At 60.5% G+C, this 21,282-nt stretch carries 18 protein-coding genes; 7 read left to right on the top strand and 11 right to left on the bottom strand.

Going from position 1 to position 21,282, the window contains the following annotated elements; genetic code table 11:
- Nucleotides 1-27 precede the first annotated feature (27 nt).
- The 4 genes from ACR0J4_RS18840 to ACR0J4_RS18855 are packed head-to-tail and all read right to left on the bottom strand — an operon-like array spanning nt 28 to nt 6,705.
- Nucleotides 28-2,070, bottom strand: a complete 2,043-nt coding sequence (locus tag ACR0J4_RS18840) for a hypothetical protein (RefSeq protein WP_170643716.1) — start codon at nt 2,068-2,070, stop codon at nt 28-30.
- Nucleotides 2,067-4,829, bottom strand: coding sequence for a DUF4159 domain-containing protein (locus ACR0J4_RS18845; protein WP_170643717.1), 2,763 nt, complete (start codon nt 4,827-4,829; stop codon nt 2,067-2,069). The genes ACR0J4_RS18840 and ACR0J4_RS18845 overlap by 4 nt, the downstream gene beginning before the upstream one ends.
- Nucleotides 4,826-5,701: a DUF58 domain-containing protein gene (locus ACR0J4_RS18850; protein ID WP_170643718.1), complete on the bottom strand. Its 876-nt coding sequence runs from the start codon at nt 5,699-5,701 to the stop codon at nt 4,826-4,828. The genes ACR0J4_RS18845 and ACR0J4_RS18850 overlap by 4 nt, the downstream gene beginning before the upstream one ends.
- Nucleotides 5,698-6,705: an AAA family ATPase gene (locus ACR0J4_RS18855; RefSeq protein WP_170643719.1), complete on the bottom strand. Its 1,008-nt coding sequence runs from the start codon at nt 6,703-6,705 to the stop codon at nt 5,698-5,700. The genes ACR0J4_RS18850 and ACR0J4_RS18855 overlap by 4 nt, the downstream gene beginning before the upstream one ends.
- Before the next feature lie 64 nt (nt 6,706-6,769).
- Here ACR0J4_RS18855 and ACR0J4_RS18860 point away from each other — a divergent pair, with 64 nt between their 5' ends.
- Entirely contained in the window at nt 6,770-7,348 is a 579-nt protein-coding gene (locus ACR0J4_RS18860) for a DUF1285 domain-containing protein (protein WP_480668776.1), read from the top strand.
- Here the strand turns inward: ACR0J4_RS18860 and ACR0J4_RS18865 are convergent.
- Nucleotides 7,345-8,244: a DMT family transporter gene (locus ACR0J4_RS18865; RefSeq protein WP_480668777.1), complete on the bottom strand. Its 900-nt coding sequence runs from the start codon at nt 8,242-8,244 to the stop codon at nt 7,345-7,347. The genes ACR0J4_RS18860 and ACR0J4_RS18865 overlap by 4 nt on opposite strands.
- A 217-nt stretch (nt 8,245-8,461) precedes the next feature.
- On the opposite strand from ACR0J4_RS18865, the gene ACR0J4_RS18870 reads away from it, so the two are divergent.
- Both ACR0J4_RS18870 and ACR0J4_RS18875 read left to right on the top strand, forming a co-directional pair.
- A complete protein-coding gene (locus ACR0J4_RS18870) occupies nt 8,462-9,241 on the top strand; it encodes a TIM barrel protein (protein ID WP_170643721.1) in 780 nt (259 codons plus the stop codon).
- Nucleotides 9,242-9,290: 49 nt separating this feature from the next.
- On the top strand, nt 9,291-9,521 hold the full coding sequence (locus tag ACR0J4_RS18875; protein WP_170379529.1) for a DUF2798 domain-containing protein: 231 nt from the start codon (nt 9,291-9,293) through the stop codon (nt 9,519-9,521).
- Nucleotides 9,522-9,564: 43 nt separating this feature from the next.
- Here ACR0J4_RS18875 and polA read toward each other — a convergent pair whose 3' ends face one another.
- The 4 genes from polA to ACR0J4_RS18895 all read right to left on the bottom strand — a co-directional run bounded on the left by polA (nt 9,565) and on the right by ACR0J4_RS18895 (nt 13,988).
- Nucleotides 9,565-12,360 carry a DNA polymerase I gene (gene polA / locus ACR0J4_RS18880; RefSeq protein ID WP_170643722.1) on the bottom strand — a complete coding sequence of 932 codons (2,796 nt, stop codon included), beginning with the start codon at nt 12,358-12,360 and terminating at the stop codon, nt 9,565-9,567.
- A 70-nt stretch (nt 12,361-12,430) separates the two neighbouring features.
- A complete protein-coding gene (locus tag ACR0J4_RS18885; RefSeq protein WP_170643723.1) occupies nt 12,431-12,901 on the bottom strand; it encodes a hypothetical protein in 471 nt (156 codons plus the stop codon).
- Between the two features lie 154 nt (nt 12,902-13,055).
- A complete protein-coding gene (locus tag ACR0J4_RS18890; RefSeq protein ID WP_170555304.1) occupies nt 13,056-13,718 on the bottom strand; it encodes a YrbL family protein in 663 nt (220 codons plus the stop codon).
- A gap of 90 nt (nt 13,719-13,808) precedes the next feature.
- Nucleotides 13,809-13,988 (bottom strand): zinc-finger domain-containing protein, encoded by a 180-nt coding sequence (locus ACR0J4_RS18895; RefSeq protein WP_170379537.1) that lies wholly within the window; start codon nt 13,986-13,988, stop codon nt 13,809-13,811.
- 87 nt (nt 13,989-14,075) lie between these two features.
- Between ACR0J4_RS18895 and ACR0J4_RS18900 the strand changes: the two genes are divergently transcribed.
- Complete coding sequence (locus tag ACR0J4_RS18900; RefSeq protein WP_170379840.1) at nt 14,076-15,068, top strand: ABC transporter ATP-binding protein; 993 nt, start codon at nt 14,076-14,078, stop codon at nt 15,066-15,068.
- Here the strand turns inward: ACR0J4_RS18900 and ACR0J4_RS18905 are convergent.
- Nucleotides 15,065-15,529 carry a DUF1203 domain-containing protein gene (locus tag ACR0J4_RS18905; protein ID WP_170379539.1) on the bottom strand — a complete coding sequence of 155 codons (465 nt, stop codon included), beginning with the start codon at nt 15,527-15,529 and terminating at the stop codon, nt 15,065-15,067. The genes ACR0J4_RS18900 and ACR0J4_RS18905 overlap by 4 nt on opposite strands.
- A 111-nt stretch (nt 15,530-15,640) precedes the next feature.
- On the opposite strand from ACR0J4_RS18905, the gene ACR0J4_RS18910 reads away from it, so the two are divergent.
- The 3 genes from ACR0J4_RS18910 (at nt 15,641) to ACR0J4_RS18920 (ending at nt 20,102) form a co-directional block, all read left to right on the top strand.
- Nucleotides 15,641-18,559, top strand: coding sequence for an error-prone DNA polymerase (locus ACR0J4_RS18910; protein ID WP_170747420.1), 2,919 nt, complete (start codon nt 15,641-15,643; stop codon nt 18,557-18,559).
- A gap of 48 nt (nt 18,560-18,607) precedes the next feature.
- Nucleotides 18,608-19,021, top strand: coding sequence for a group III truncated hemoglobin (locus tag ACR0J4_RS18915; RefSeq protein ID WP_170555298.1), 414 nt, complete (start codon nt 18,608-18,610; stop codon nt 19,019-19,021).
- A gap of 142 nt (nt 19,022-19,163) precedes the next feature.
- On the top strand, nt 19,164-20,102 hold the full coding sequence (locus ACR0J4_RS18920; protein WP_170555296.1) for a DMT family transporter: 939 nt from the start codon (nt 19,164-19,166) through the stop codon (nt 20,100-20,102).
- Between the two features lie 54 nt (nt 20,103-20,156).
- Here the strand turns inward: ACR0J4_RS18920 and ACR0J4_RS18925 are convergent, their stop codons facing one another.
- Complete coding sequence (locus tag ACR0J4_RS18925) at nt 20,157-21,269, bottom strand: S-(hydroxymethyl)glutathione dehydrogenase/class III alcohol dehydrogenase (protein ID WP_170555294.1); 1,113 nt, start codon at nt 21,267-21,269, stop codon at nt 20,157-20,159.
- Between the last annotated feature and the right edge of the window lie 13 nt (nt 21,270-21,282).

A 21,282-nucleotide genomic window follows, 5' to 3' on the forward strand; every position in this document is an offset into this window, starting at 1 on the left:
CGTGTCACTGGTCAAACCCGAAGCGATCTAGCGACGGCCTTCGCGCAGCCAACCGCCCAACAGGAAGCCACCGGCCAGCAGCAGTACCAGCCACGGCGGCAGCAGTCCGGCTTGGGTAACGTCCCGTGTCTCATAGGCCTCGCGCGGGGTTAGGCCGATCCAGCCACGCCCCGCCGCCGGACGCCCGGCGCGAACGTTGCGGATTGAGGGCAAACCCTCTTCCAGCCGGATTACGCCACCGCGCATGGCGGTGATCACAGGTTCCAGCACGTCGCCGGTTGCGATTGTACGCTCAAACTCTTTCGGGGCAGCGGGTCCCAGTCCGATCACGGCCATCAAATCGCCCTCCTGCAGGCGATAGAGGCCAATCTCGGGTCCGAAATACTGCGCTTCGAACCGTCCGGGCGAAACCTCTTCAAGGATGATCTCTAGCGTTTCGCCATTGGGCCGGGTGATCGTAACCGGACCGACATCTTCTTCGAGGGTCTGGCGAATGATGCGCATCGACTGGCCGTTGGCCTCGGCCCAAAGCGCCTCTTCTTCAAGCTCGGGCTCTTTCATCATCCAATGTGCCAGACGTCGCAACAATTCCAGCTGAGGCCCGCCACCCTCAAAACCGCGGCTCCACAGCCAGGCGTGGTCTGACGCCAACAGGGCTACCCGCCCTTCACCGACCCGGTCCAATACCAACAGCGGCCGGTCCTCAAGGCCGGTCATGAGTACTTGGCCCGAGCGTTCATTCACGTCGATCTGGCGCAGCCACGCACCCCAATCCTCGGAATCGCCGAGATTGGTGGTCACAGGGTGCCGATGCCCCAGATCGCTGACCATGGGAACGTAGCGCTCTTCGATCACCCGTGCCGTCGGTTGCGCTGGCAGACTACCTGCAAGGGGCGAGCGGAAGATACTGTCCGCGGTGGCGAAATCAGGGCCTGCTGCAATCAGAACAGCGCCGCCGCTGTCGATATAGTCAGCCACGTTATCCAGATAGATCGCAGGCAGGATGCCCCGCCGTTTGTAACGGTCAAAAATGATCAAGTCGAAGTCGTTGATCTTCTCCAGAAACAGCTCTCGCGTCGGGAAGGCGATCAGAGACAATTCATCCACCGGGACACCGTCTTGCTTCTCGGGCGGGCGTAGAATGGTGAAATGCACCAGATCGACCGAGCTGTCGGATTTCAGCAGGTTGCGCCAGGTGCGCCCGCCGGGATGCGGCTCGCCCGACACCAGCAGAACGCGCAGGCGGTCGCGCACGCCGTTCATCTGGATCAATGCGGTATTGTTGCGATCGGTCAGCTCACCTTCGGCCTCCGGGACCGTAAACTGAATGACATTCCGCCCCCCATGCGGCAGTGAGATAGGCAGTTCAACATCCACGCCAATGGGTATGCGGAATTCCTCCGGCTCGCCCCCATCAACCGAGATCTCAAGCGGCGCGCTGGTGGCTCCGCCCGGAGCCGCCCCGCTGTCTTCAACGTGCAAGGTCAGGGTCACGGGTTCACCGATGATGGCAAAGGCAGGTGCATTGCGGACAATGAGCCTGCGGTCCCAGTCGCTCTCACGCCCGGTCTGCAAAAGGTGAAGTGGCGCAGGCAAATCGGGCGCTTGATCAACGTCATGAACGATACCGTCCGAGACCACGAGGATACCGGCCACCCGCGCGCGCGGCTCCTCGGCCAGGGCCGCGTTCACAGCGGCCATCACCTGCGTGCCTTCGTCGCCATCTCCGTCGCCCACGCGGATGCGGCGCAGTTCGGTATTGTCACGCGACTCGATCTCGGCCGCCAAGGCCTCAGCCGCTTGGGCGGTTTGGTCGGCTCGGTCCGAGAGCGTCTGGCTGGCGCTTTCATCCTCGATCATCAGAACGATATCTGTCAGCGGCGCGCGGTCTTCGACCTGATAGACCGGACCGGCAAGTGCCGCGATCACTACCAAAACAGCTAACCCACGCAAAGCCCATCCGGACAACCCTCGCCAGACCGCCAGGACCACACCTGCAACGGCGATCGAGGCGACCACAAGTAGTATTGGCCACGGGATCAGCGGATCAAAGATAACGGTTCCGGTCATTGTCCCAACCTGTCCAGCAGAGCAGGCACATGGACCTGATCGGATTTGTAGTTCCCGGTCAGCACATGCATCACCAGATTGACCCCAAAGCGATTGGCCAGCTCGCGCTGACGCTCCCCTGCATAGCCTCGACCGACCGGCAGCAGGGCTTGCCCATTGCGATCCACCGCCCAGGCCCCGGCCCAGTCATTGCCGCCAATCACCACGGGTGTCACATTGTCGTTGAGGTTACGGAAGGGCATCCCTTCGATCTGTTCGGCATCCAGCGGAGCGGCCTCGACCCAGACATCGGTTCCGGCGTAGCGGCCAGGGAAATCCTGCAGAAGATAGAAAGTCCGCGTCAGCACGTGATCGTTCGGAATCGGCTCTAATGCGGGGATATTTAGTGGAGCTGCCAGTTGCTGCAGCTTGCGCCCATTGGGGCTGGAGGCTCCGAACCCCGCGATATCCGCATCGCGCGTGTCAAATAGGATCATACCGCCCGAGCGCAGATAAGCATTCAGCTTGGCATAGGCCTCATCCGAGGGGCGCGGCTGATCCTGCGTGATGGGCCAGTAGAGCAATGGGAAAAAGGCCAACTCATCCCGTTCCAGATCGACGCCAATTGGCGCAGCGGGTTCGACCGAGGTGCGGTAGTTCAACGTCTGAGCCAATCCTCGCAACCCAGCCTGTGCGATGTCGTCCACCTGGCTGTCACCAGTCAGCACATGCGCCAAAACCAGTTCATGGGTCGCGGCGAGGGCAAAGTCGGTCTCATCGGGCGACTGCGCCTGCGCCTCGGGCACGAGCAGCACGGCCCCCATGGTAACCGCTGCCGCCTTAGCCAGACCTAAACGACCCGACAAGGCCAGGGACGCGATTACATCCACGGTCAATAGGATCAATGCGAGGCTCAGCAGTAATCCTCCCAAGGGCGTTTCGGTTGAGGCCTCCTGCCCGCGGATCGGAACATCTGCGGGCCAGACAACAGGGCTGAGCGTGGTCTCCTCGGACAGCACATTCCGCGCCAGCTTTTGCTTCCCACTTTCATAAAGGCCAGGACGAAGGTCGGGCCCGATCTGCCCCGACACCAGCTCAACCCCATCCACACCCGCCAGCGTACCGGCATCGGACAACGCGCCGAACCCATCGATGATCTGCACAGGCTCCCACGTGGTGCCCTCCAATTGCGCGACCTGACGCGATTTCGCGGCCGAGGCGACGGCCAGACGGTCCAGCATTTCCACGAACAAGCCGGACAGCGGCAGGCTGGACCATTCCGCATCTGCCGTCACATGGAACAGGACAACCTGCCCCAAACCCAGCGCTTTGCGGGTGACCAGAGGGGTGCCGTCCGACAGCGATGCAATCACGCGATCGGCCAAGTTAGGGTCTGGTTGTGCCATGACCTGAGTGGAAACGGTCACGTCACTCGGGATCTGCAACCCGTAGAAAGGCGAGTCCTCAGGGAACGGTGCCAGTGTCTTGGATTCCCCCCAGCTCATCGCGCCGCCTACGGTACGCCCGCCGCTGCGCAGACGAACGGGCAGCAGCGTATCCTCTTCGTCACGCCCCAGATCGCTGGCCGCCATGCGGGGCCCTGCAAACCGCAGCAACAAACCGCCCTGTTCAACCCACTCGATCAGAGCAACCTCTTCCGGGCCCGAGATCTGGGCGACGTCCGACAGCACAATTACATCGGGATTGGCAGGTAGAACCTCGGGCAGGCCGCCCTCAACAAAATCGGCGGTAGGGATCAGAACCTGCGTCAGGTAGTGCAGCGGAGACAACAGCTCCAGCCCCTCGCGGTTGAGGGTTCCGGCAATCAGCGCAACCTCGCGCCGCCGCAAGCTGTCATCAGTCAGCGTCACCGCCCCGGCTGAGCGCTGGCCCTGAAGCTCAAACCGTGTGATCCGGGCGCGCAGCTCAGACGGCAGGGCGAGGTCGATTTGGGCCTGGGTCTCGCCAGCTGCGAACGTCATCTCGGCCGATTGCAACACCCGCGCCGTGCCCGCCGGGTCACGGCCTTGCGCCAGAACGGTCACACTCTCCTCTGGGCCCGATTCGGCCCGCAAAGCGGTCAATTGAATGACGCCGTCCTGATAAACGGCCGGCAAAAGCGCCAGGGCTGTCGCGTTCGAGCGGTAGACGGTGACCTGCCCTCGGGACTGCAGTTCAGACACTAACTCAGGGTGTTTTTCATAAGCCAAGCGGTCGCTGAACCAATGCGTATCAAACCCGCCGTCGACCTGATCCAGCGCGGCGATGACCTGATCAACCTGATCCTCGGTCGGCTGCCATGGGTTCGGAGCAAGGCCCGGCAAACGATTGCGCCAAGCTTCGGCCGCCTGAAGCACGGGCGGTTCCGGCTCGGTCAGGCGCAGGATCGAGACGGGGCGGCCCGCGCGTCCGGCTTCGGTCAATTGCGCGTCGATCTGGTCTAGCGTTGACGACCAGCGCGTGGCCCCGGCCCAGCTTGCATCGAGTACCAACATCAGGGGGCCAGTGCCCGTCTGATCGCGCGACGGGTTCAATACGGGACCGGCCAGCCCGACGATGATCGCTGCTGCCGCCAGCATTCGCAGTAACAGCAACCACCAAGGCGTTCGGTCCGATACGCTTTCGTCGTCTTTGAGGCCGAGCAACAGTGTGACCGCCGGGAACATCCGACGGATCGGCGCGGGTGGGACCGCGCGCAGGATCAGCCACAGAATCGGCAGGGTCAGCAGACCCAACAACACCCATGGCGCGGTGAAGCCGATGCCCGCCAAAACGGTCATTGAACACCCCCGTCCAGCGCACGATAGAGCCACAATAGAGCCGATTGCGCGCTGTCACCGGTGTGGTGCAAACCCAACTGCCAGCCGGTTGCGCGACACAGATGCGTCAGCGCATCCTTGCGCGCGGCAAGGCGGTCCAGATACCGGTCGCGCAGCTCTCCGGCCTTCAGCGTTTCATGCCGAACGGTGCCGCCGACGCTTTCAAAAATGGTGCGGCCCGCGAAAGGAAACGTCTCTTCCCCCGGATCGAGGACTTGCAACAAAACGCCCCGAACGCCGCGATCTGCGGCTTTGGTCAGGGCCAGTTCAACCTCATCCATCGGGCCAAGAAAATCCGAGATGAACACCGCACGGGCATGAGGGATCATAGCGCGGTGTTCCGGTGGAGCGTAGTCGACCTCCGAGTCCTCGGACCAGGCCTGCGCCAGACGAATGATCTGCGCATTCCCGCGTCGGGGTGGCAGGGTTGTACCCGTCAGGCCAACACGCTCGCCCCCGCGCACCAGAAGGATCGCAGTCGCCAGACCCAACAGTCTGGCGCGATCCGCCTTGGAGGGCAGCGCCTTATCCGACGCAAAGCGCATCGAGGCCCCCTGATCGACCCACAGCATGACCGATTGCGCGATCTGCCACTCGCGTTCGCGCACAAATTGCTGATCTCCGCGTGCCGAGCGGCGGTGGTCGATCATCCGGCGGCTGTCTCCGATCTGAGCGGGACGATATTGCCAGAAGTCGTCCCCCATGCCGGATCGCCGCCGGCCATGGTCACCCAGCAGAACAGTGCCTGCCAAATGCTCGGCGCGCGCCAATAGGGGCGGTAGCCGGGACGCCTCGGCCTCGGAACGTTGACGAAGGGTCAGCGCAGCATTCACGCCGCAGCCTCAGTGCGGATCAGGCCAGCCGCTGTGCTATCGATCAGATCGGCAAGGCTGTCGCCCCGCGCACGTGCCGCAAAGTTCAGAGCCATCCGGTGGCTGAGAACCGGGCGCGCCATATCCAGAACGTCCTCGGCATTCGGGGCAAGACGCCCCTGCAGCATCGCCCGCGCCCGCACGGTCATCATAAGCGCCTGCGCCGCACGCGGACCGGGACCCCAAGCAACGGTTTCAGCGACACGAGCCGAGACGCCCGCTTCCTCGGGACGGAACGCGCGGACCAGATCGAGGATCAGTTCCACAACGGAATCCCCGACAGGCATCCGGCGCAACAGGACCTGAGCTGCCAACAGCTCTTCCTTGCTGAAAATCTGATGCGCCTCGTCCTCGGCCACGCCGGTGGTGGCCAACAGGATATCCCGCTCGGTCTGACGATCGGGGTACTCTACGTCGATCTGCACAAGGAAACGGTCCAGCTGAGCTTCGGGCAGCGGATAGGTGCCCTCTTGTTCAATCGGGTTCTGCGTTGCCAACACGTGGAACGGCGTGCCCAGCACGCGGTCTTCGCCCGCCACGGTCACTGTGCGCTCCTGCATCGCCTGCAGCAATGCCGACTGCGTCCGAGGGCTGGCGCGGTTGATCTCATCCGCCATCAGCAGCTCGCAGAAGATTGGCCCCGAAATAAACCGGAAATGACGGCTGCCATCATCGGCGGTGTCCAGAACCTCGGACCCCAGAATATCGGCGGGCATCAGGTCGGGCGTAAATTGAATACGGTTGCCATGCAGGCCCATAACGGTCGACAGCGTCTCGACAAGTCGGGTTTTTCCCAGACCCGGCAAACCGATCAGCAGGGCATGCCCCCCGCACAGCAGCGCCGTCAGAGTCAGGTCCACGACCCTCTCCTGCCCGATGAAGCGGCGGGTGATCGAGGATTTTGCCTCTTGCAGCTTGTTTTCCAACGCTTCGATCTCGGACACGAGGTCGGCAGGTTCGGACATGACTTTCCCTTCCGTGGACTATTATAGATGAAGTCTATCGCGCTGAGAGGAAATGGCAAAAGCAATGAGCGGACAAAAACCTGTGAAACCTTCCCCTGACGGTCTTGCGGCCTCGATCAAAGCGACCAAAACCAAGGGTTTACCCCCCGTTCACCTCTGGAATCCCCCTTTTTGCGGTGATCTGGACATCCGGATCGCCAAAGATGGCACTTGGAGTTATTTAGGCTCGCCCATCACTCGTTTCGAGCTTGTGAAGCTTTTTTCCTCAATTCTTAAGCTGGAGGACGGGAATTACTATCTGGTGACCCCTGTCGAGAAGGTGGGAATCACCGTCGAGGATGCGCCGTTCATCGCGGTCGACGTCGATGCCTCGGGCGACGGGCAGTCGCAGGTTCTGACTTTCACCACCAAGGTTGGCGATGTCGCGGTGGCCGGGCCGGATCAGCCGATCCGCGTTGTCATGGAACCGCAGACCCAGGAACCCTCTCCATACATCCTGATCCGTGATGGCCTTGAAGCCCGGATTGACCGCAAGAGCTTTTATCGATTGGTGGAGATGGGTACGCATCATGAGGGATGGTTCGGAGTTTGGTCCGAACAGCGCTTCTTTCCGTTGATCAGATCTGAGGATCTGCCGGATTAAGCCGCCTTTGCAACTTTTCGATCCTGCGCCAGCACGACGGCCACCGCAACAACCCCTGCTCCCAAAGCGCGGGTCCAGTTCCACTCTTCCCCCAGCACCAGCATGATCAGCATCACGTAGAACGGGGCGATGTTGATGTGGAACGAGGCCAATGCAACGCCCAGTTTCCCAACGGATCCGACAAACAGAACCTGGCTGAGGCCCATAGACACCAGAGCATAGATCCCAAGCATTCCGATCTGTTGAACATCAATCTGCGCCGTTGGCATGACGTCCATACCCACTTGGCGTGCCCCGAAGAACAGCAGCAAAGCGACAACCAAGCCGCCGAAGAAGGTGATGGTGCTGCGCCCAGTTTGGCTCAGCTCGGGGAAATCCCTCGCCGTTGCCATAGTCGCCCAGCAGAACAACCCGGTGGACACGATGGCGCAGATCGCGCCCAAACCCAATTGCGCGGGCGCCACTGCACTGGTCGCGATCAGACCGCCAATGATGGACACCACAACGCCCAGCGCAAAATTCCAACGCAACCGCCGTGCCCCGGTTGCCAGTTCGATCAGAGTGGCAAACAAAGGCGCGCATGAAGCAATGATGGCAACCGTCACCGGATCTGTCAGCTTCTGCGCCACGATGATCAGGAACATCCCGGCCCCGAGCGTCCCGCCAACAAGCATCGCATGACCCCAACGGGCGCGCAAAACCCGGCTTGGCCCGTCGATCAGGAACCACAGAGGCACCATAACCGCCACGGCAAGCGCCAGCCGCGCCACGAACAGCGCGACCGGAGGCCAGGTCTGCAGCAACACTTCGGCCGCAGGAAACCCCGCTGCCCAGGTCAACATGGACGCCACAGCCAAACCGTTTCCAGACAAGGCCGAGCTGCGGCCAGTGGACATAGGAAAAGTGTTCCCGCGCACAGGATCAGGGCTCATCGCCATGGGACCGGACCTTCTGTTGGAACGGCGCAGAAAAATGATTCGCCGTGTTAGCCCAAACATCTCTGGACTTGAGCCTGCCTTCTTGTCGATTTTCGACAATCTGTCGTTTTCAATCCCTTTCCTCGAAAATCGGTGGAGACTAAGCTTGGGCGGATCACCGACCCAAAGGCCTCTCATGCCCAAATTCGCCGCCAATATCTCTCTGCTCTTTGCCGAACTCCCATATCTGGAGCGGTTCCAGGCTGCGGCCGAGGCGGGCTTCAAGGCCGTTGAAATTCTGTTCCCCTATGAGCTGGCCGCGAAAGAGACCCGCCGTGCACTTTTGGCCAACGGGCTGGAGCTTGTGCTGATCAACGCGCCTCCCCCGAACTACACCGGGGGTGAGCCGGGCTATGCCGCCGTGCCCGGCGGTGAGGCGCGGTTCCAATCCGATATCCGCCGCGTCTTGCGCTATGCCGATGTGCTCAAACCCGGCCTGATCCACATCATGTCCGGCTATGCATCGGGGCCTGAGGCGCTGGATTGCTTTGTTCGCAACCTGCAATGGGCCGCCGATACAGCCCCCGGCCAGACCTTCACCATCGAGCCGCTGAACCAAGTGTCCCAACCCGACTATTTCCTCAACGACTACGATTTGGCCGCGGAGGTTTTGGACCGCGTGGATCGCCCCAATCTAGGCCTGCAATATGACAGCTTTCACGCACAGATGATCCACTCGGATCCGCTGGGGATTTGGGATCGTTTTCACAATCGCGTCATCCACGCCCAGATCGGCGCTGCGCCGCACAGGTCCGAACCGGGTAGCGGAGATCTGGATTTTCAGACCCTGTTCAAGGCGATGGAGGTCTCTGGCTATGAAGGATGGGTCAGTGCGGAATATACTCCCTCAACAGCTTTGACGAGCTCATCACTGGATTGGATGCATAAGGCAGTTCTTGCCAATGCAGATCTCTGAACCGCAGATGGGGTCGTCCGTCCTACCGTAGATACCAAGGAAACGCATTATGATCCCTGCCCGCTACGCCCGCGCCGTGTTCAGCCTGATCATGTCCGGGTTGATGTCCTGCATCGTCACTGGGATCGCAACAGTCAAAGCCATCGGCTTTGGCCCGTCCACCCTCAGCGATTGGATGGCCTCATGGGCCTTTTGCTGGCCAATCGCCTTCACCGTAATCCTGCTGTTTGGCCCCAGTGTGCAACGGTTCGTCAACCGCATGGTCAGGCCGCAGGACTGACCCGCTGCGAAGAGGGCCCGCCGGGCCCGATGAGCAGCGCCTCTTAATGCGCTTCGGCCCAGTTCGCCCCCTGACCGGCATCCACAACCAATTTCACGTCCAGCTTCACGGCAGGGTCTGAGGCACCCTCCATCACGTCCCGCGCAACGCCGATCACTTCATCCACTACATCTTCGGCGACTTCGAACAGCAATTCATCGTGGACCTGCAGCAGCATTTTGGCCGGCAACCCATTGATCGCCTCAGGCATCCGAACCATCGCACGCCGGATCACATCTGCCGCCGTCCCCTGAATCGGGGCATTGATTGCTGCCCGACGCGAGAACCCGGCATGAGGCCCTTTCGCGTTGATCTCAGGCGTATGGATCTTGCGTCCGAACAAGGTCTGCACATAGCCATTCTCTTTGGCGAAGGCGACCGTGTCGTCCATATAGGCTCTAATACCAGGGAAACGCTCAAAATAGCGGTCGATAAACCCTTGCGCCTCGGCGCGCGGAATGCGCAGGTTGCGCGCCAGACCAAAGCCCGAGATGCCGTAGATCACACCAAAGTTGATCGCCTTGGCCTGACGGCGGATATCCGGCGTCATCTCATCCAAGGGCACATCGAACATCTCGGAGGCAGTCATCGCGTGAATGTCCAACCCGTCGGCAAAGGCCTGTTTCAACGCTGGTATCTCAGCAATATGCGCCAGAATCCGCAGCTCGATCTGGCTGTAGTCGAGGCTGACCATCACATTGCCCGGCTCAGCGATGAACGCCTCACGAATGCGGCGGCCTTCCTCGGTCCGGACGGGAATGTTCTGCAGATTCGGATCGGTCGAGGCCAAACGGCCCGTGTTCGCCCCAGTGATCGAATAAGACGTATGCACGCGGCCCGTGTCCGGGTTGATATGTGTCTGCAGCGCATCCGTGTAGGTCGACTTCAACTTCGACAGCTGCCGCCAGTCCAACACCCGACGCGGCAATTCATGCTCGGTCGCCAGGTCCTCAAGAATATCCGCCCCGGTCGAGTACTTTCCGGTTTTTCCCTTCTTGCCGCCCTCAAGGCCCATCTTGTCGAACAGGATCTCGCCCAACTGCGCGGGCGAACCGACATTGAAGTTCTCACCAGCCAATTCGTGAATTTCAGCCTCTAACCCGGCCATTTTCTGCGCAAAGGCATTTGACATCCGGCTGAGGACATCGCGATCCACCTTAATGCCGTGCATCTCCATTTCTTTGAGAACCGGCACCAGCGGACGTTCGAGCGTTTCATACACCGTCGTCACCTGAACCTGATGCAACTGCGGCTTGAACAACTGCCACAGGCGCAGCGTGATATCCGCATCCTCAGCCGCGTAGGCCATGGCCTCATCAATTGCGACCTTGTCGAAGGTGATCGCCGATTTGCCCGACCCCAGCAACGGTTTGATCGGGATCGGCGTGTGGCTCAGATAGCGCTCGGACAGAGTATCCATCCCATGCCCATGCTCACCGCCATGCATGGCGTAGGACATCAGCATCGTGTCATCGATCGGAGCTATCTCGATGCCATAGCGCGCAAAGATCTTGGCATCGTATTTCATGTTCTGCCCGATCTTGAGGATCGAGGGGTCTTCAAACAGCGGTTTCAGCAGTGTTAGAGCCTCATCCAACGGCATCTGCCCCTCGGCCAGCGCATCCGAGCCGAACAGATCATCCGCCGATCCGTCGCGGTGGGTCAGCGGGATGTAACAGGCCTCTCCGGCTTCGATACAAAGCGAAATGCCGACTAGATCGGCGATCATTTCGTTCAGCCCGGTTGTCTCGGTGTCTACGGCAACCCAGCCGCGTTCATAGGCCTGATCAATCCACTTCTGCAAAGCGCCCGCGTCCCGCACGCACTCGTATTTTGACGCGTCAAACGGAAGGACCTCGACCTCTTCCACCTCGACCTGCACCGGCGCATCGGCGATGGCCGGGGCCTCGGCCCCTAGCTTGTCGGCAATTCGTTTGGTGAGGGTGCGGAACTCCATTTCCGCCAGAAAGCCCAGCAGGGTTTCGGGGTCAGGGTCCTGAACCTCAAGGTCGTCGAGGGTGAAATCCAGCGGCGTGTTCTCATCCAACTGCACCAACTTCTTCGACAGTTCGATCTGATCCCGCTTTTCGATCAGGGTCTGGCGGCGTTTGGGCTGTTTGATCTCTTCCGCACGGTCCAGCAGCGTTTCCAGATCGCCATATTCGTTGATCAACAGAGCCGCCGTCTTGACGCCGATTCCCGGAGCCCCCGGCACGTTATCAACGCTATCCCCGGCCAGCGCCTGCACATCAACCACGCGATCTGGCCCGACGCCAAATTTCTCGAACACGCCATCCGTGTCGATGCGTTTGTTCTTCATGGCGTCCAGCATCTCAACGCCGCCGCCGACCAACTGCATCAAGTCCTTGTCGGAACTGACGATGGTCACGCGCCCACCAGCCTCGCGCGCCTGCACGGCAAGCGTGGCAATGATGTCGTCGGCCTCATAGCCCTCAAGCTCTTTGCAGGCGATGTTGAAGGCCTTCGTCGCCTCACGGGTCAGCGGCATCTGCGGGCGCAAATCCTCGGGCATCGCCTCGCGGTTGGCTTTGTAGAGGTCATAGAGATCGTTGCGGAACGTATGTGAGCCCTTGTCGAAAATCACCGCAACATGGGTCGGCGCATCGGGGCCGGCATTTCCTTCGACATATTTCTGCAGCATGTTGCAGAAGCCTGACACAGCCCCGATCGGTAGACCATCCGACTTGCGCGTCAGCGGAGGCAGCGCGTGATAGGCCCGAAAAATAAAGGCCGATCCGTCGATCAGATGCAGGTGACATCCTTTTCCGAAATTGCTCATACGCGTGCTCCCTGTCGGTCAGGGACGGTTCTGCCACAGGGCTGCGCGACTGACCAGTGAGGAACGTCAGTTAACCGCCAAAGAGGCCTCCAAACACATCCGAGAAACTGTGAAGCAGCGCCATGATGATCAACGCGCCCAGGAAGGCAAAAAAAGCCATCGCGAAGAACTGAAACAGGATTGCACCGACGCCAATGGCCACCCCAGCGATGGAAGGCCGCATCCGTTCATGGCGCAATATGCCAATAACAGAGACGACAATGGCCAAACCGCCCAGCATGGCGACACCGATCTGCAGGAAATCGTCCAGATCACGAGTTTGGGCGACAGGTTCGGGCTGCTCTAGCCCAGCAGCGGCGCGCAAGGTGGATCTCCCAAGCTCGGCCGCCAGTTCGCCCAGTGATACGCCTGTGGACTGCTGCGGCGCAAACGGTCCGGCCCAAAACACCAGCAGCGCCGCAAACAACGCAACCGACGCCGTACAAAACCCGATCCATCCGAAAACCGGACGGGCATTATCCGTAGCAGAAATGTCCGCCATCACACTCACCTATGCTGACTGCGCCACCTTAGTACCACCACAATCGCGGCAAGATTTGGGCAGAGGGCCGGTTAGGAGCTCTTCGGGATCGTTTTGTGCCATGCTAACCATAGAAAAGACCGCACCCGCTGCAGCGCCCTATTTATCGGGGCTGTCATGTAGTGCGGAAGACCCGCTGCGACTTGTCCCAGAGCAGCCCCGTGCGATCAGCGATATACTGCATTTGCTTGCTAAGCGAACGGTTGTTCAAACGACGGCTCAGCGTGCGCAAAGGAACCAGATTGCGCTCTCCGTACCCGTCAATCAGAACAAATATTCTGGTTTGATTGCGCAGCCCGTAGACAATGTTTTCCGGGTGGATGTCGCGCCCTACGATCTGAAGCTGAAACAACCGATGCACAAAACTGTTGAGTTCGCTCAGAACGTCGTCCGTCAACTGGCCCTTCTTGCACACCGACGACAGCTGCGGAGCAAGTTGCCCATCCTCAGACTGAATCCGCTCTACAATAATGCCCGGGCCAACATCAGTCTGAACAATTCCGAATGCGCGCGCGATAGGTAGTTTCGCTATGTCAGAGCCGCTTTTCAAGGCCGCCTTCAACTCGCATTCCATCTCTTTGAGGGCGTTACGATATTTTGCATCGGGAAACACCTGCTGGATCAACCGCTTGGTGTAGGACCGAATAGGGCGTTTACGCGGCCTGGTGATTTTGATCAACAGCTCTGGCCGATCTGGGCACGCATATACGTTTCTTTGACCACCACGTGCCAATAGATCCTGTTCTGACAGCTGTAAAGGCTGCGCTGGAAAGAGCATTTGGGTTCCGTTTCATACCGTAGACAAATGGCTGTACCGGCCATGAAAAGCCAAATCAACCACGGCCGCCGTTGATGTAACAGTTATGCGTCAGTTTTGTGAATGTCCATCCGCCAGCACATATTTGCAATCGCAATAAGGGCACTCGACCCATCCGGTGTCTTCCGGAATCTGCAGCCACACCCTCGGGTGTCCCAAAGCGCCTTCGCCGCCATCACAGGCAACACGAGAAGTTTCCACGATCTTTGTTTCCGGCGCTTCGATTGTCACGGCTGGCGATCCTTCACTGGTTGTCGGCCTCGCGGGCATGCATTAGGTGCGTTTATGAGCGATGAGCAAACCAGGGGCAAGAGCCACATGAGCGATGCGGCAATCAGGATCGAAGGGCTGCGCAAGACCTATCGTGGCGGCAAAGGCCAGCCCGAGAAACACGCGTTGAAGGGCGTTGACCTGACCGTGCCACGCGGGTCGGTCTTTGGCTTGCTGGGTCCCAACGGGGCCGGGAAATCGACCCTGATCAACATCCTTGCGGGGTTGGTGGTGAAATCCTCAGGCCATGTTTCGATCTGGGGATATGATCAGGACAAGAACCCACGCTCGTCCCGCGCTGCCATCGGTGTCATGCCGCAAGAGTTGAACCTCGACCCCTTTTTCACCCCTCGAGGCGCGTTGGAGGTTCAGGCTGGTCTCTATGGTGTGCCCAAGGCCGAACGCCGAAGTGATGAGATCCTAGAACTGGTGGGCCTAAGCGACAAGGCCGAGGCCTATGCCCGCACACTGTCCGGCGGGATGCGGCGTCGGCTGTTGCTGGCCAAGGCGCTGGTGCATCACCCCAAGATCCTTGTGCTGGACGAGCCGACGGCAGGCGTGGATATCGAGCTTCGCCAGATGCTCTGGGCCAATGTGCGCAAGCTGAACGAGCAAGGCATGACCATCATCCTCACCACGCATTACCTGGAAGAAGCGCAAGAGATGTGCGACGAGATCGCCATCATCAATCACGGTGAAAAGATCACCCAGGACAGCACGGCCAACCTGCTGGGCCGAATGGACAGCCGAACGATGGTGATCGCCCCTGACAGCCCCGTTACCGATTTGCCCATGACGGATGGTGTCGAGGCCAACCTGCGCGACGATGGCAGCCTTGTGCTGCAGTACCGCAGCGCCCAGACCAGCGCCGAGCAGGTTCTGGAATCGGTGCGCGCCGCCAATATCCGCATCCGCGACGTCCGAACCGAAGAAGCAGACCTCGAGGATGTGTTCCTTGCGCTGACCTCATCGCGCGCGGATGACACCCCGGCCGAGGATCAGGATCAGCCGCGCCGGGGTATGCACCGGGTCAAGCTCTAGGCCCGGTCGATCCGCGCCTGATAGCAATTGTTCCGCGCTGACCGGACGTGGATGTAAGCGATGTCCGCTCTGGCAAAGATATCAGCAATTTTGGCTCCGATCTGGTCCGTCGGCGTGATGGCACCCGTGCCGTAGACGATCCGATCATCCTTACCATAGCCCTTGATCAGGTAGTCGGGGGAAGACTTCAGTATCTCCGGCAATGCATCTCCTTCGTAACGCTCGCATGGTTTGGCGCACAGGAAAATTGGGCCGGTTTCTGCATAAGGATGTGGCTCTAAAAAGGGTCTATGTGCCAAAGTCAGCATGTCCTGCCCCTCTGGGATGTTCTGCAAGCAATGGCGACAGGGATTACCTGCGCCGGTGGAAACAGCCCGCTCTGGCGTGGCGCCGTAGGCATCTGGCCCGCCCGCCTGCAGGGCGCGGACTTCGTCAGTGGGAAGTGCGGTGATCTTGAACATTTCGGGTCTCCTTTTTTCCCAAACCATGCCCTCCTGATCAGCCGCAAGCGACCCGGTTCCTGCGCAAAGGACTCGAAAAGGAACAAAACGTGAATATAATAGTGACTCGCCATGTATGCCGAGCTGTCGATCACGTCAAACTTCACCTTCCTCACCGGGGCCTCTCACCCCGAGGAGTATATGGAGCGTGCCGTGACCCTGGGCCTGCCCGCCATCGCGATTGCCGACGACAACTCGGTCGCCGGGATCGTTCGCGCCCATACCCAAGCGCGCGAGATCGCCCGTAAGGTGCGCGAACGGCTGGAGTGGGAGGCGCAGAACACGAGCCTAGGCCCGCCCTGCCCCGATCACATCCCCAAACCGCCGTCCTATCCGATCCACGCGGTCCCCCGCCTGATCCCGGCAGCGCGGCTGATCTTCACCGACGCGCCCACCGTCACCGCTCTGCCCCTGAACCGACAGGGCTGGGGAAACCTGTGCCGCATCCTGTCCAAAGGCCGCCTGCGTGCGGAAAAAGGCGATTGCATCCTGCACCTGTCTGACCTGCTGGAGTTTTCCGACGGCCTCCACCTGCTGCTCTGGCCACAAGCAGACCGGTCAAAGGGCGGCGCGAGTGTATGGCGGACACAGGCGCAACAGCTGACGCGCCGCTTTGGTGGGCGGATGAATCTGCTGATGCACCCTCGATATGATGGCGCAGATAGTACATATTTCTCTTTATTAGAGACTGAATCAAAGCAACTCGATATCCCCACCCTCGCCAGTGCCGCGCCGATGATTCACCACGGCGCACGCCGCAAGCTGGCCGATGTGCTGACCGCCATTCGCTTGCGCCGCAAGGTGGATGAGCTGGGCCGCGACGCGCTGGCCAATGGCGAACAGCGGTTGCGCTCCGAGGGGGAAATGCTGCGTATCTTCAAAGGTCATGAAGGGGCCGTCACCCGTGCCCATGACCTCAGCGAGCAGCTCACCTTCTCGCTGGATGAGCTGCGCTATGAATATCCCAGCGAAGGCAGCGACCAGGAAACCCCGACCCAACGGCTGCACCGCCTGGCGCATGAGGGGTTGAAATGGCGCTATCCGGCAGGCGCATCCGAGAAGGCCAAAAAGATGCTGGCCCATGAGCTGAGGCTGATCGGCAAGCTGAAATATGAACCCTATTTCCTCACCGTCCGCGATATCGTCCACTTCGCCCGCTCGCGCGACATCCTGTGTCAGGGGCGTGGCTCGGCCGCCAATTCGGTGGTCTGCTTCTGCCTCGGCATCACCGAGGTCAGCCCCGAGATGGGCACGATGGTCTTTGAGCGCTTCGTCTCCGAGGCCCGCGATGAGCCACCCGATATTGACGTCGATTTCGAACACGAGCGCCGCGAGGAAGTGATTCAGCATATCTACGACCGCTACGGCCGCGAACGCGCGGGCCTCTGCGCCACGGTTGTTCACTATCGCGGCAAGCGTGCCATTCGTGAGGTCGGCCGCGCCATGGGCCTGACCGAGGACACGATCTCGGCCCTGTCCTCACAGCTCTGGGGCTTTTTCTCGACCAAAGGGCTCGAGGCGCATCGGATGCGCGAAATCGGTCTCGATCCTGAAGATCGACGGCTAAAACAGACTCTAATGCTGGTCTATGAGATTGACGGCTTCCCCCGTCACCTGTCACAGCACGTGGGTGGCTTCATCATCACCGAGGGGCGGCTGGACGAACTTGTCCCAATCGAGAACGCCACGATGGAGGGGCGCACGGTCATCTGCTGGGACAAGGACGATATCGACTCCTTAGGTATCCTGAAGGTCGATGTCCTCAGCCTCGGGATGCTCACCTGTATCCGCAAGGCATTCGACCTGATCGGGCAGCATCATCAGACAGGCTATACCCTCGCCACCCTGCCGCCCGAGGACCCCGAGGTCTACGATATGCTGTGCAAAGCAGACTCTATTGGGGTGTTTCAGGTGGAAAGCCGGGCGCAGATGAACTTCCTTCCCCGGATGCGGCCGCGTAATTTCTACGATCTGGTGATCGAGGTCGCCATCATCCGCCCCGGCCCGATTCAGGGCGATATGGTCCACCCTTACATCCGCCGCCGGAACGGAGAGGAGGAGGTCAGCTTCCCCTCGGACGCATTGGGGGATGTGCTGGGCAAGACACTGGGCGTACCGCTGTTTCAGGAGCAGGCGATGCAGATCGCCATTGTCGGCGCGGGGTTCACCCCGGAACAGGCGGACCGGCTGCGACGCTCACTGGCAACCTTCAAGAAACATGGCAATGTCAGCGAGTTCCGCGCGCTGTTCTTACGCGGGATGAAGCGCAACGGGTACGAACAGGATTTCGCGGAGCGCTGTTTTTCACAGATTGAAGGGTTCGGGTCTTATGGCTTCCCCGAAAGCCACGCGGCCAGCTTTGCGCTGCTGGTCTATGCCTCGGCCTGGATCAAATGCCACCACCCGGGCATCTTTGCCTGCGCGCTGCTGAACTCGCAGCCGATGGGCTTCTATGCCCCTGCCCAGATCGTGCGGGATGCCCGCGAACACGGCGTTCAGGTGCGCCCGGTCTGCATCAATGCGAGTTTCTGGGACAATGTGATGGAGCCCGACGGCCATGGTGGGCTGGCCCTACGGCTGGGGTTCCGCCAGATAAAAGGCCTCAGCGAGGAGGACGCCAGCTGGCTGACCGCCGCACGGGGCAACGGCTACACTCAGGTCGATGACGTCTGGCGTCGCGCAGGCTTGGGGCCGTCGGTGATCGAACGTCTGGCTGAGGCCGATGCCTTCGCCGCCTGCGACCTGACCCGGCGCGAGGCTCTGTGGCAGGCCAAGGCGATTGCGACCGCGAAGCCTCTGCCGCTGTTTTCACAGGATCTGGAGGGAGAGACGCTGGATGAACCCGAAGCCTACCTGCCGCAGATGACATTGGGCGAACAGGTGGTTGAGGATTACGTCGCCACCCGCCTCAGCCTGAAGGCGCATCCAGTGGCCCTGATCCGGCATCTTCTGACGCCCGAGCCGCGCGACAAAACCACACCTGTTGCCTGACCTCCGCCCCAGATATGTCCCGGACTAGAGTCGAAATCCGAGACCACCATGACCAGACCCACCTTGCCCCCGCGCTTTCCCGCGACACCGGACCAGATCAACGCGCAGGTTCACGCTTTCTATGCCCGCGTGCGCGAGGATGCCGTTCTGGGACCGGTGTTTAACAAGCACGTCAATGACTGGCCCGCGCATGAGGACAAGATCGCCGCCTTCTGGCGCAACGCCATCCTTTATGAGCGCAGCTACAACGGCAATCCGCAGCGCGTTCACAGCGAAAGGCCCGACGTGCAGCCCGAGATGTTCGCTCATTGGCTGGACCTGTTCGAGGAGGTCGCCACCCAAACCCTACCCGCTGAGATCGCCACCCCTTGGGTCGCGCTGGCCCGACGGATCGGTGTGGGGATGAAAGCGGGCGTGCAATCCGCCCGACAGCCCAAGGACGCGCCGCCGATCCTGCGTTGATCTCACAACATGACGGCTTTGCTGTGTTAGCGGTAAAATAGGGGCTATGCGGTCCGGGAAAATGCGTCTACTCAGGGAAAAGACAGCCCATTTGGCTGCGCCGGCTTAAAGCCACCACACCGACATCGCCTGAGGCCAGATCATGAGCACTCAAAACACCACCCTCCGGGGACTTGGTTTCGCGTTTCTGGGATTCGCGGTCTTTGCCAGCCATGACGCGCTGATCAAAGTGCTGGGCGGGACCTACTCGGTAATGCAGATCATCTTCTTCGCCACGCTGTTTTCCTTTGTGCCCATGGCAGTAACGATCTTGACTGACCGCACGACGGGGAACTTCCTGCCACACCACCCATGGCTGGTCCTGCTCCGGTCAGCACTGATGGTCACATCCATGGTCTGCGCTTTCTATGCCTTTTCGGTTCTGCCTCTGGCCGAGGTCTACTCGCTGCTGTTTGCCTTCCCCCTGTTCGTCACGGTCCTGTCGATTCCGATTCTAGGAGAGGTCGTGCGCGTCCAACGTTGGGCCGCGGTCGGCGTTGGCTTGATCGGTGTTCTGATAGTCCTGCGCCCCGGCGCGACGGATATCACGCTAGGCCACATGGCCGCCCTGACAGCCGCGTTTTGCAGCGCGTTAGGCTCTGTTCTGGTGCGCAAGATCGGGAATGAGGAACGCTCGGCCGTGCTGATCCTCTACCCGATGCTGCTGGCGATCGTGGTAATGAGCTTGATGCAACCGGCAGTCTACCAGCCGCCTTCGCTGCTGCATCTGGCGATGATGGCACTGGTCGGCGTGTTCTCGGTGATCGCACAACATCTGATCATCCTGGCCTATCGCGCGGCCCCGGCCGGTGTCGTGGCCCCCAGCCAGTACAGCCAGATCATCTGGGCCACCTTGTTCGGCATGATCTTCTTTGGCGAACGACCCGACGGTTGGGTCGCGGTCGGCGCAAGCGTCATCATCGCCTCGGGCATTTTCGTTGTCTGGCGCGAAAGCCGGTCGAACACCACCTCGGCCAACACGCCGGTTCTGCGCGTGCGGTCACCAAGGTCAGATACGGGCGCATCACGACCCGGCGAATGAAAAACGGCGCGCCAGACAGCGCGCCGCTTAGGCAAATTCAAGTGGTTTAGAGCCTTAGTAGACCACCACCGAGCGGATGCTCTCGCCTTTATGCATCAGGTCGAAACCGTGGTTGATGTCGTCCAGACCCATGGTGTGGGTGATCATCGGGTCGATCTCGATCTTCCCTTCCATGTACCAGTCGACGATCTTGGGTACATCGGTCCGGCCCCGCGCGCCGCCAAAGGCGGTGCCGCGCCAGGAACGTCCGGTCACCAGCTGGAACGGACGGGTGGAGATCTCGGCACCGGCAGGTGCAACGCCGATGATGATCGACTCACCCCAGCCTTTATGCGCTGATTCCAGTGCGTCGCGCATCACCCCGACATTACCGGTGGCGTCGAACGTATAGTCTGCTCCGCCCTTGGTCAGGTTGACCAGATAGGGAACCAAATCGCCTTCGACCTCTTTCGGGTTAACGAAATCCGTCATGCCGAACTTGATGGCCATTTCGACCTTCGATGGGTTCAGGTCGACACCGACGATCTGATCGGCCCCGGCCAGGCGCAGGCCCTGGATCACGTTCAGGCCGATACCACCCAGACCGAACACGATGGCACGGCTGCCAATTTCCACTTTGGCGGTGTTGATCACAGCGCCGATGCCGGTGGTGACGCCGCAGCCGATGTAGCAGATCTTATCGAAGGGTGCGTCCTCACGCACTTTGGCCAACGCGATCTCAGGCAGGACTGTGTGGTTGGCGAAGGTCGAGCAGCCCATGTAGTGCAAGATCGGGTCGCCATCCAAGGTCGAGAAGCGCGAAGTGCCATCAGGCATCAACCCCTTGCCCTGAGTCTCGCGGATCGCCTGACACAGGTTAGTCTTTGGATGCAGACAGTATTCACACTCACGACATTCGGGTGTGTAGAGCGGGATTACGTGGTCGCCCGGCTTCAGGCTGGTGACGCCCGGGCCGACCTCGACCACAACGCCTGCGCCTTCATGGCCCAGAATGGCCGGGAAGAGGCCTTCGGGATCTGCGCCGGAGAGGGTGAATTCATCGGTATGGCAGATGCCGGTGGCCTTCACTTCGACCAAAACCTCGCCCGCCTTTGGGCCTTCGAGGTTCACCTCCATCACTTCCAAAGGTTTGCCAGCCTGAACGGCGACGGCTGCACGGGTGCGCATGGTGCTTGTCTCC

It is taken from the genome of Ruegeria sp. B10 (assembly GCF_056539825.1).

Bases quoted from the DNA above. Each gene is read 5' to 3' on its own strand.
- ACR0J4_RS18845 (WP_170643717.1), bottom strand. From the start codon at position 4,829: ATGACCGTTTTGGCGGGCATCGGCTTCACCGCGCCATGGGTGTTGTTG.
- ACR0J4_RS18925 (WP_170555294.1), bottom strand. From the start codon at position 21,269: ATGCGCACCCGTGCAGCCGTCGCCGTTCAGGCTGGCAAACCTTTGGAA.
- ACR0J4_RS18840 (WP_170643716.1), bottom strand. From the start codon at position 2,070: ATGACCGGAACCGTTATCTTTGATCCGCTGATCCCGTGGCCAATACTA.
- ACR0J4_RS18870 (WP_170643721.1), top strand. From the start codon at position 8,462: ATGCCCAAATTCGCCGCCAATATCTCTCTGCTCTTTGCCGAACTCCCA.
- ACR0J4_RS18855 (WP_170643719.1), bottom strand. From the start codon at position 6,705: ATGTCCGAACCTGCCGACCTCGTGTCCGAGATCGAAGCGTTGGAAAAC.
- ACR0J4_RS18915 (WP_170555298.1), top strand. From the start codon at position 18,608: ATGACCAGACCCACCTTGCCCCCGCGCTTTCCCGCGACACCGGACCAG.
- ACR0J4_RS18865 (WP_480668777.1), bottom strand. From the start codon at position 8,244: ATGTCCACTGGCCGCAGCTCGGCCTTGTCTGGAAACGGTTTGGCTGTG.
- polA (WP_170643722.1), bottom strand. From the start codon at position 12,360: ATGAGCAATTTCGGAAAAGGATGTCACCTGCATCTGATCGACGGATCG.
- ACR0J4_RS18905 (WP_170379539.1), bottom strand. From the start codon at position 15,529: ATGTTCAAGATCACCGCACTTCCCACTGACGAAGTCCGCGCCCTGCAG.
- ACR0J4_RS18900 (WP_170379840.1), top strand. From the start codon at position 14,076: ATGAGCGATGCGGCAATCAGGATCGAAGGGCTGCGCAAGACCTATCGT.
- ACR0J4_RS18910 (WP_170747420.1), top strand. From the start codon at position 15,641: ATGTATGCCGAGCTGTCGATCACGTCAAACTTCACCTTCCTCACCGGG.
- ACR0J4_RS18875 (WP_170379529.1), top strand. From the start codon at position 9,291: ATGATCCCTGCCCGCTACGCCCGCGCCGTGTTCAGCCTGATCATGTCC.
- ACR0J4_RS18890 (WP_170555304.1), bottom strand. From the start codon at position 13,718: ATGCTCTTTCCAGCGCAGCCTTTACAGCTGTCAGAACAGGATCTATTG.
- ACR0J4_RS18920 (WP_170555296.1), top strand. From the start codon at position 19,164: ATGAGCACTCAAAACACCACCCTCCGGGGACTTGGTTTCGCGTTTCTG.
- ACR0J4_RS18885 (WP_170643723.1), bottom strand. From the start codon at position 12,901: ATGGCGGACATTTCTGCTACGGATAATGCCCGTCCGGTTTTCGGATGG.
- ACR0J4_RS18860 (WP_480668776.1), top strand. From the start codon at position 6,770: ATGAGCGGACAAAAACCTGTGAAACCTTCCCCTGACGGTCTTGCGGCC.